This window comes from Streptomyces durbertensis (assembly GCF_014156695.1).
Classification (GTDB): Bacteria; Actinomycetota; Actinomycetes; order Streptomycetales; family Streptomycetaceae; genus Streptomyces; species Streptomyces durbertensis.
In genome coordinates, this window is record NZ_WMLF01000210.1 from 1 (window position 1) to 9,053 (window position 9,053).

A 9,053-nucleotide genomic window follows, 5' to 3' on the forward strand; every position below is an offset into this window, starting at 1 on the left:
CCCCCCACCTGGGACTGACCCACCCCGAAGCCGCTCCGAACCATTCACCCGAACGGACGACCCCGGCGCCGGAGGTCGTCCGGGCCGTCTGTCGTCTTCCGGGCGCGGTTGCCGACCGGCCGAAAGCGCGTCGGACGGCTCTCACAGGTCCGAGAATCGCTCTCCGCGTGCGCAGGGCATGTGCCAGTGTCCACGATCGGTAACCGACACCTCCTTCTCACGGAGACATCCATGCCTATCAGGACGCGCCTCAGCGCTCTTGTCACGACCACGGCGACACTTGCCGCGCTGCTGCTTCTGACCGCGAGCCCGGCCGGCGCGGACACGGACGCCAGCGGCGAGCCCGACGCCTTACGCGACTGCGGGAAGATCTACTTCGTCGAGAACAACTCAAGTGGCTACGGGTACTTCACCAAGAAGGACACCCCACTCAGGACCGAGCCCTACGCGAAGTGCGCCGCGAACCGATACAAGAAGGGCACGAAGTTCTTCTACTGGTGCTACATCACCAATGACCACGGAAACCGATGGATATTCGGGCGAATCGCCGGTAGTGACACCCTCGGCTGGGTCTACTCGGGAAACGTGACCTGGGAGGACGGTTCCCTGAACCACTGCCGGCCGAGGACCTGACCGTCACGTCGCACCCGGACTCCGCGGAGGGGCCTACCGCACCGGGACTCTGACGTCGACGGTGAGGCCGCCGCCGCCCCGTGGCGTGGCGGCGGCGGCTCCACCGTGCGCGTGCGCGACGGAGCGAACGATCGAGAGCCCGAGCCCGGCCCCCTTCCCGCTCCCCGTCCGGTCGCCTCGCAGTCGCCTGAACGGCTCGAAGAGATCGTCCACCTGATACACGGGGACAACCGGGCCGGTGTTCTCGACCCGTAGGAGGGCGTGGCCGTCGCCGGTCGTCGATGTCGCCACCCGGACCCATCCACCCTCGGGGACGTTGTAGCGGATCGCGTTCTGGACGAGGTTGAGCGCGACGCGTTCCAGCAGTACGCCGTTCCCCTGCACCCGGACGGGTTCCAGCACGAGACGCAGCTCCACCTTCGCCGTCCCGGCCTCCGCCCGCACCTGGTCCACGGCCTGCGTCACCACCTCGGCCATGTCCACGGGGCTGCGTTCGGAGAGCTCGTTCTCGGAACGGGCGAGAAGGAGAAGCCCTTCCACGAGCCGCTCGCTCCTCTCGTTCGTGGCGAGCAGCGCCCGGCCCAACTGGCGGAGGTCGACCGACGCGTCGGGGTCGGACATCTGCACCTCCAGCAGCGTGCGGTTGATCGCGAGCGGGGTGCGCAGTTCATGGGAGGCGTTCGCCACAAAACGCTTCTGGGCGTTGAAGGCGCGGTCGAGTCGGTCGAGCATCTCGTCGAACGTGTCCGCGAGTTCCTTCAGCTCGTCGTCCGGGCCGTCCAGTTCGATGCGTTTCCCGAGGTCCGAGCCGGCCACGCCGCGGGCCGTGCGGGTGATGCGGCCGAGCGGCGAGAGCACCCTGCCGGCCATGACGTACCCGAACGCGAACGCGAGCACGGCCAGAGCCAGCAGGGCCACCAGAGACCGCCGCAGCAGCGAGCTGAGCACGGCCGTGCGCTGCGCCTGGAGGCAGGCGTCGAGAATCCCGTTGAACTCGCTGATGTTCCGGGCCTGGCCGAGCTCCGGGCACACGTCGCTGGAAAGGCTCAGCTCGTAGCCCCCGTGGATGCGGAACGCGGTGCCGCTGCCCTGTAACGCCTGTGCCGCGAGCAGGTAGATGATCGACAACAGCACCATGCCCGCGAGCAGGAACAGCCCGCCGTACAACAGGGTCAGTCGGACGCGGATGGTCAGCCGGAGGCGGGGGCCGGATAAGGAACGTTGCGCGCCCCAGGGGTTCTGCGTGTCGGGGGAGTGCTCCGGTCCGGGCGGGACCCTCACCTGACGTGCCCCTCGGGGACCAAAAGCCATCGCCTCGCGTCCAATCCCGTCAGCCACCACACAACGCCGGCTCGGTGACCGAGTATGTCCTCACGCACGTAAGCGCGTGGTAAGCGAGCCGTCCGGTGAACACGCTTACTCCGAGCGCCTGTTCCCCCGCCCGCCGCGCCACCGAACGGACGGGGGAAGACAGGCACTCCGGCGGCGCCACGCGCGATACCAGCCAGATCGAGGCGACGACGCGAAGTCAGGCCACACCGCCGGCCGCCCGGGTGAGGACCGTCGCGGCGGCTGACGCCTCGCCGGCGTCAGCCCTTGCGGGTCGGGGGGATGCGGCCGAGGCGGCCCGCGTTGAAGTCCTCGAATGCCTGGACGAGTTCGGCGTGGCTGTTCATCACGAACGGGCCGTAGTGCGCGACGGGTTCGCGTATCGGGCGGCCGCCGAGCAGGACGATCTCCAGGGCGTCGGTGCGGGAGTCCTGCGACGGGTCCGCGTGGACGGTGACGGCGTCGCCGGCGCCGAAGACCGCCGTCTGGCCGGCGTGCACCGGCCGCCGCTCGCGGCCGACGCCGCCGCTGCCGGCGAGCACGTACGCCAGCGCGTTGAAGTCCGACCGCCAGGGCAGGGTGATCTCCGCGCCCGGGCTGACGGTCGCGTGCACCATGGTGATCGGGGTGTGGGTGATGCCGGGACCGCTGTGTCCGTCGAGGTCGCCGGCGATCAGCCGCAGCAGCGCGCCGCCGTCCGGGGTGGTGAGCAGGCGCAGCTTGCCGCCGCCGATGTCCTGGTAGCGGGGGGCGGCCATCTTGTCGCCGGCCGGGAGGTTCACCCACAGCTGGAGGCCGTGGAAGAGGCCGCCGCTGACGACCAGTTCCTCCGGCGGGGTCTCGATGTGCAGGAGCCCGGAGCCGGCGGTCATCCACTGGGTGTCACCGCCGTTGATCACGCCGCCGCCGCCCTCGGAGTCCTGGTGCACAAACGTGCCGTCGATCAGGTAGGTCACCGTCTCGAAGCCGCGGTGCGGGTGCCAGGGGGTGCCGCGCGGCTCTCCGGCGGCGTAGTCGACCTCGCCCATCTGGTCCATCATGATGAACGGGTCCAGGTGGCGGTGGTGGATTCCGGCGAAAGCGCGCCGGACGGGGAAGCCCTCCCCTTCCAGGCCGCTGGGCGCGGTGCGGACGGCCAGCACGGGCCGGTCGACACTCTCCGGCGCGGCCGGCGCCGGGACGCGGGGCAGTTCCAACGGGTTCGGTGCGGTGATCGCGGGCATCGTGACCTCTCCTCGGGAGCCGGAAAGCAGGATAGTTGAACGTTGAACAACATCCAAGCCCCCGGTGTTCCCGAACCCGCGTGGGCGCCCGCGATCAGCGCACCCAGCCCTTCAGCGCCCCGGTGTCGAGCGAGAACCCCACCGGCGCGGGCAACTCGACCGGCTTGCCGAGGCGGCGCCGGAGGAGCCGGGTGTACCCGCCGCTCTCAGGCGCGCTGTACACCAGTGCCTCGCGGGCGCACCGGTCGATGAGGAGGTAGACCGGGATGCCTGCCTGCGCGTACGCGCTCGGCTTCTCCTCCCGCAGGCGTCTGTCGGTGTCACCGTCGTACGACGTGACCTCGACGACCATGAGCACCTGGCCGGGATCCGCCCACTCCCCCTGCCCGGCGAACGTGCCCGACGCGGCGAGAGCGCCGGCCGGCCTGGCACGGCCCGTCCGGCACGTCCCGACCCTGAGACCACGCTGTGCGTAGAGCCAGAGATCCGGCCGGTGCCGGACGCAGTACCGCGTCAGCCACCGGACGGCCTCGCTGTGGTCGCCGTCCGGCGCCGCCCTGACGCCCAGCCTGCCGCCGACGAACTCCAGCCGGACACCTTCGCGCTCGGCTGCCGCGGCGATGGCCTCGAACGCCTCGGTCGGCATCTGCGGCCTGGGCTCGGTGACGGTCACCTCACACCTCCGGCGTGCACCGTGGGCGCGGTGGCCGCGGAAGGCGTGCCTCGTTCGAACGCTCCCCGCTGTTCCGCGGCTCCGGGGGGCACGGCAGAATGCGCCGCATGGAGACGGGGGAGGCGCGGATCGCGCAGACGTACCTGGCCGGGGTCGCCGAGCGGCTGGCCGGCGACGGGTGCTCGGTCGGGTGGGACAACTGGGCCGGCGCGCCCGTGCTCGTCGGCCGGCGGGCGGACTTCCGGCTGCGGTGGGCGGCGACCAGGCTGCACCTGTTCACGATCGCCGCCGAGGTCCCCGAGATCACCGTGCCGGTGATCGACTCCTTCACCCGGCAGGCGATGCGGTACGCCAAGGACCACAAGGGCGGTCTGCCGGTCGGACTGCAGACCGGCGTCGCCGTCTTCCCCGTGCTGGTGAGCGACCGGGTGGACCCGGCCGCGATGTGGTGGGCGATGGAGCGGCAGCGGATGGAGTTCGCCTGCATGGCGCGGCCGGCGGTCGTCGACACGGCCCGCCGGGCCGTCGGCTACTACCGCGGCAAGCCCGTGGTCGGCCGCTTCTACGCGCACCACCAGATCACCAAAGGCGACCGCTATCTCACCGCGCCCGACTGGCCGCTCGTCCAGACCGGCTGACGGGTCCGCCGAGGCCGCCCGCCCGACCCCCGGGCGGGGCGGGCCGGGCGCGGTCGGTGTCAGTTCGGCTTGCCGGTGGAGACGGTGAGCTTGATCTCGTCGTTGTCCGGGTCGAACGGCTCGTAGTTCTTCGGCGACTGCGACATCACGATGCCCTTGCCGTAGACGTTCTCGTCCTGCTCGGTGAAGTCGTCGTCGAGCTTCCAGCCGGCGGCCTTGATGCAGGCCCGCACGGAGTCGATGTGCTTGATGGTGAAGTCCGGGGTGACCAGGCGCGGGTTCTCCTTGTCGCGGTCCTGGAAGTAGGGCCGGGCCTCGGTGCACTTGTCGGTGGTGAGGGTGCGGGTCTTGTCACCCTCCTTGATGCCGGCGTCGGTCGGCTTGGCGTCGGTGTCGCCGTCGTAGCCGTCCTCGTCGCCGTCCTCGTCGCCGTCCTCGTCGCCGTCGCCGGCGCCTCCGCCCGGCGTGACCTGCTCGACGGGGCTCGCGCCGCCGCCGCCTTCGGCCTCGTTGCCGCCGCCGTCGCTGGTGCGGCTCATGGCGATGATGACGCCGACGGCGGCGATGACCACCAGCGCGGCGACGGCGGCGCCGATGATCATGCCGAGGTTCTTGTTGCCGCCGGTGTGGGCCGGGGGCGGCGTGGAGCCGTACGGGGCCGGGGTCGCGGCGCCGCTGTAGGCGGCGGGCATCGCGCCGGTGGTGTTGGGCGGCGGGGTGCCGTAGCCGCCCTGGGCCGCGTAGGGCGGCGGCGTGCCGTAGCCGGCGGCCGGCATGGCGCTGGGCGGGGGCGGCGTGCCGGTGGCGCTGACCGGCGGGAAGACGGACTGCGCGACGCCGGCGCCGCTCGGCGAGGGGACGCCGCCGATGATCGTCGGCGTGGTGCCGGCGGCGGCGCCGGAGCGCATCACGCGCTCGCACTCCTGGCGCATCTCCTCGGCGGAGGAGAAGCGCTCGTTCGGGTTCTTCCGCAGGGCGCGGGCGACCAGCGCGTCCACGGCCGGCGGCAGGGAGGCGTTGATGGAGGACGGCGGGACCGGCTCCTCCTGGACGTGCGCGTAGGCGATGGCCAGCGGCGAGTCGGCGTCGAAGGGCAGCCGGCCGGTGACCAGTTCGAAGAGCATGATGCCGACGGTGTAGAGGTCGGACCTGGCGTCCACGCCGCGTCCGAGCGCCTGCTCGGGGGAGAGGTACTGCGGGGTGCCGACGACCATGCCGGTCTGTGTCATGGACGTCACGCCGGACTGCATGGCGCGGGCGATGCCGAAGTCCATGACCTTCACCACATTGCGGCGGGTCATCATCACGTTGCCGGGCTTGATGTCGCGGTGGACGAGGCCCATCTCGTGGCTGACGTCGAGCGCGGCGAGCACGTCGGCGGTGATCTTCAGCGCCTTCTCGGTGGGCATCGCGCCGAACTGGTTGATGTCCTCGTCGAGCTCGCCCCGCAGCGGCTTGCCGTCGACGTACTCCATGACGATGTACGGCACCATGGCGCCGTCGATCTCGTCCTCACCGGAGTCGAAGACGGAGACGATGTTGGTGTGCGTCAGCTTGGCGACGGCCTGCGCCTCCCGGCGGAAACGCTCGCGGAACGCGGCTTCCCTGCCGAGTTCGGAGTGCAGGGTCTTGACCGCCACCTGCCGGTCCAGCACCGTGTCGTGGCCGAGGTGGACGGAGGCCATACCGCCCGCACCGAGCAGTTGTCGCAGCTGGTAGCGGCCGTTGCCGACGTTCCGCCCCTCGAAACTCGCTGGCTGTCCGCCGACGTCGCTCATCTGCCTGCTTCCCCCATCGGCGCCGTAGGCCCTCCTACGGACCGCTCATCTCGCATGTACCGTTGCTGTGGATCGGGATATCCGGGCCCCAGTCTGCCGTAGGGGTCTGACGAGTCAAGCCGTCTACCGGTTCCGTGACCCGATGCACGCGCATCGTACGCCGGTACGCGGAACCGCAGGCCGCAACTTGCCAGGCCCTGCCGGGAGCGGGTTGGATGGCCCGTCACTCCCCCTCACGCTCGCCCGCGGCCCGCGGGTTCCAACAATGGCGAGGACTGATGGCCCAGACACACTCCGCCGGGGGCCCCGCGGACCCCGACGAGCCGGACAACGGCGCCGCCGGGCAGGCCGGGATGTTTGGGAACAACGGCCTCGTCGGCGACGGCCGCTACCGGCTGACCGGCCGGCTCGGCCGGGGCGGCATGGCCGAGGTCTTCGCCGCGGAGGACGTCCGGCTCGGCCGGACGGTCGCGGTGAAGCTGCTCCGCTCCGACCTCGCCGAGGACCCGGTGTCCAAGGCGCGGTTCACGCGTGAGGCGCAGTCGGTCGCGGGCCTGAACCACCACGCCGTCGTCGCCGTGTACGACTCGGGCGAGGACGAGGTGGACGGCTCGGTCGTCCCGTACATCGTCATGGAGTTGGTTAAAGGTAAAACCATCCGTGACCTTCTCGCCACCTCCGAGGCCCCGCCGCCCGAGCAGGCGCTGATCATCGTCTCCGGTGTGCTGGAAGCGTTGGCGTACAGCCACCAGCACGGCATCGTCCACCGCGACATCAAGCCGGCCAACGTCATCATCACCGAGTCGGGCGCGGTCAAGGTGATGGACTTCGGCATCGCGCGCGCCCTGCACGGCGCCTCGCAGACCATGACGCAGACCGGCATGGTCATGGGCACCCCGCAGTACCTGTCGCCCGAGCAGGCGCTCGGCAAGGCAGTCGACGCCCGTTCCGACCTGTACGCGACCGGCTGCCTGCTGTACGAACTGCTGACGCAGCGCCCGCCGTTCACCGGTGAGACGCCGCTGTCGGTGGTGTACCAGCACGTGCAGGACGACCCGGTGGCGCCCTCAGAGGTGCACGACGACGTGCCGCCGGAGCTGGACGGCCTGGTCATGCGCTCCCTCGCCAAGGAGCCGGACGACCGCTTCCAGTCCGCGGAGGAGATGCGCGGCCTCACCCAGTACGCGCTGCGCCAGCTCCAGGAGCAGGGCGGCCACACCGGCGGGCTGTGGAACACCGGTCCGGTGCTCGCCGGCGGCACGCCCGCCATGGGCACGCCCTCCGCGGGCCCCGACTACGGCGACGCGCCCACGACCGTCGGCCCGCCCATGCTGCTCGGCCGCCCCGACGGCGACGACGGCGGCTTCGAGGGCGGTCCGCGTCGCGAGGGCGGTCGCGGCGGCGGCGTGAAGTACGCGCTGATCGCGTTCTTCGCCGTGCTGGCGGTCGCGCTCGGCGTCTACTTCGCCATGAACAACACCGGTGAGGGCAAGGGGAACACCACCGACCCGAGCCCGTCGCCGTCGGTCGAGCAGACGGAGAAGGAGTCCCCCTCGCCGGATCCGACGCCGACGGACGAGGAGACGGACGACGCGAACAACGGCTGGACGCCGCCGCCGAGTTACAACCCGCCGGCCCCGCCGCAGAACCGGCCGTCCACACCGCAGAACCCCGGCACGCCCAGCGACCCGACCACCGGCGGCGGCGACGGCGGAGCCACCGACGGCGGCCACACCGAGGGCACGACCGACGGCACCGCCGACGGCGGCCAGGGCGGCGGCGAGAACACCGGCGGCGACAACGGCGGTGCCGACGGCGGGGGCGGCGACCCCGGCGGCGGCGGGACGCCCGGTGGCGGCGGCGACCCGGGCGGCGCGGCGACCGGCGGCGGTGACCCCGGTGGCGGCACCGGAGACCTCACCAGCTGAGCCACGGCATGGGACAGGCCGCGCGCCGGTCCCCGACCGCCCGTCAGGGCGGCCCGGGGCCGGCGCGCGGCCGTTGTCACGTCGCCGCACGTCCCGCCGCCGGGAGCAGTGGGTCACGGCCGCCCCCGAGCGGCACGCCGGCGTACGGGAAACCGCCGTTCGGGTGAAGTGGGTCCCCGGCGTACGCCTGGGGCGTGAACCTTCGGAACAAAGCCGCCAAAGCCACCAATACGCCGGTACGGTGCCGCTCGTGCCACCACGATCCACGCTCCCCCCGCACACCCTCACCACCGTGCTCGACCGGTACGGCCCCGAGGTCGGCGACCACCTCTCCTGCGAACGGCTCTCCGAGGGCCTGCTCAACCGCGGCTACCGCCTCACCACCACCAGGGGCCGCTTCTTCCTCAAACACCACCTGAACGGCACGCCGGAGGCCATCGAGCGCCAGCACCGGACCAGCGTGCAACTCGGGTTGCTGGGCGTGCCCGTGGCGCCCCCGCTGGTCACCGACTCCGGCACCACGGTGGTCCTGGACGGCGGACGCTGCTACGCGCTGCACCCGTGGGTCGACAGCCAACACCGCGACGGCTCCCAGCTCTCCACCGAGGAGGCCGCCGAACTGGGCGGACTGCTCGGCCGGGTGCACAACCGGCTGCCGGAGGCGGTCGCCGCCGCGACCTCGCCGAGGGCGGCGCACGCGGCCGGCGGCCCGCCCAGGAGCGGCCGGCTGCTGCCCCGGCCCCGGCACGCCGGCGCCTCCGGTGCGGGACGGCTCCCGGCCCGGGTCGGGGCCGCCCCGCGCGACGGCGTCGACCCGTCCCCGACGCCACGCCCCCCGCACACCGCCACCG

The 9,053-nt window shown here is 72.0% G+C and carries 8 protein-coding genes; 4 read left to right on the forward strand and 4 right to left on the reverse strand.

The window, feature by feature from the left end; genetic code table 11:
- Nucleotides 1-231: 231 nt before the first annotated feature.
- The gene (locus GL263_RS15255; protein ID WP_182856253.1) at nt 232-633 is read left to right on the forward strand and encodes a hypothetical protein; all 402 of its coding nucleotides are present in this window, start codon (nt 232-234) and stop codon (nt 631-633) included.
- 33 nt (nt 634-666) lie between these two features.
- Here the strand turns inward: GL263_RS15255 and GL263_RS15260 are convergent, their stop codons facing one another.
- From GL263_RS15260 to GL263_RS15270, 3 genes are all read right to left on the reverse strand, one after another.
- The gene (locus GL263_RS15260) at nt 667-1,944 is read right to left on the reverse strand and encodes a sensor histidine kinase (RefSeq protein WP_182856254.1); all 1,278 of its coding nucleotides are present in this window, start codon (nt 1,942-1,944) and stop codon (nt 667-669) included.
- A 278-nt stretch (nt 1,945-2,222) separates the two neighbouring features.
- The gene (locus tag GL263_RS15265) at nt 2,223-3,185 is read right to left on the reverse strand and encodes a pirin family protein (RefSeq protein ID WP_182856255.1); all 963 of its coding nucleotides are present in this window, start codon (nt 3,183-3,185) and stop codon (nt 2,223-2,225) included.
- Nucleotides 3,186-3,279: 94 nt separating this feature from the next.
- The gene (locus GL263_RS15270) at nt 3,280-3,858 is read right to left on the reverse strand and encodes a Uma2 family endonuclease (protein WP_323379410.1); all 579 of its coding nucleotides are present in this window, start codon (nt 3,856-3,858) and stop codon (nt 3,280-3,282) included.
- A gap of 107 nt (nt 3,859-3,965) precedes the next feature.
- Between GL263_RS15270 and GL263_RS15275 the strand changes: the two genes are divergently transcribed.
- Entirely contained in the window at nt 3,966-4,496 is a 531-nt protein-coding gene (locus GL263_RS15275; protein WP_182856256.1) for a levansucrase, read from the forward strand.
- Between the two features lie 59 nt (nt 4,497-4,555).
- Here the strand turns inward: GL263_RS15275 and GL263_RS15280 are convergent, their stop codons facing one another.
- Nucleotides 4,556-6,274 carry a Stk1 family PASTA domain-containing Ser/Thr kinase gene (locus GL263_RS15280; protein WP_182856257.1) on the reverse strand — a complete coding sequence of 573 codons (1,719 nt, stop codon included), beginning with the start codon at nt 6,272-6,274 and terminating at the stop codon, nt 4,556-4,558.
- Between the two features lie 278 nt (nt 6,275-6,552).
- Here GL263_RS15280 and GL263_RS15285 point away from each other — a divergent pair, with 278 nt between their 5' ends.
- Both GL263_RS15285 and GL263_RS15290 read left to right on the forward strand, forming a co-directional pair.
- Nucleotides 6,553-8,202: a protein kinase domain-containing protein gene (locus GL263_RS15285; protein ID WP_182856258.1), complete on the forward strand. Its 1,650-nt coding sequence runs from the start codon at nt 6,553-6,555 to the stop codon at nt 8,200-8,202.
- A 250-nt stretch (nt 8,203-8,452) separates the two neighbouring features.
- Nucleotides 8,453-9,053 (forward strand): phosphotransferase enzyme family protein (locus tag GL263_RS15290; protein WP_323379411.1); only part of this gene is annotated, 601 nt, incomplete at its 3' end.

Excerpts from the sequence above, each read along its gene's own strand:
- GL263_RS15255 (WP_182856253.1), top strand. The coding sequence starts at position 232 with ATGCCTATCAGGACGCGCCTCAGCGCTCTTGTCACGACCACGGCGACA.
- GL263_RS15265 (WP_182856255.1), bottom strand. The coding sequence starts at position 3,185 with ATGCCCGCGATCACCGCACCGAACCCGTTGGAACTGCCCCGCGTCCCG.
- GL263_RS15280 (WP_182856257.1), bottom strand. The coding sequence starts at position 6,274 with ATGAGCGACGTCGGCGGACAGCCAGCGAGTTTCGAGGGGCGGAACGTC.
- GL263_RS15275 (WP_182856256.1), top strand. The coding sequence starts at position 3,966 with ATGGAGACGGGGGAGGCGCGGATCGCGCAGACGTACCTGGCCGGGGTC.
- GL263_RS15285 (WP_182856258.1), top strand. The coding sequence starts at position 6,553 with ATGGCCCAGACACACTCCGCCGGGGGCCCCGCGGACCCCGACGAGCCG.
- GL263_RS15260 (WP_182856254.1), bottom strand. The coding sequence starts at position 1,944 with ATGGCTTTTGGTCCCCGAGGGGCACGTCAGGTGAGGGTCCCGCCCGGA.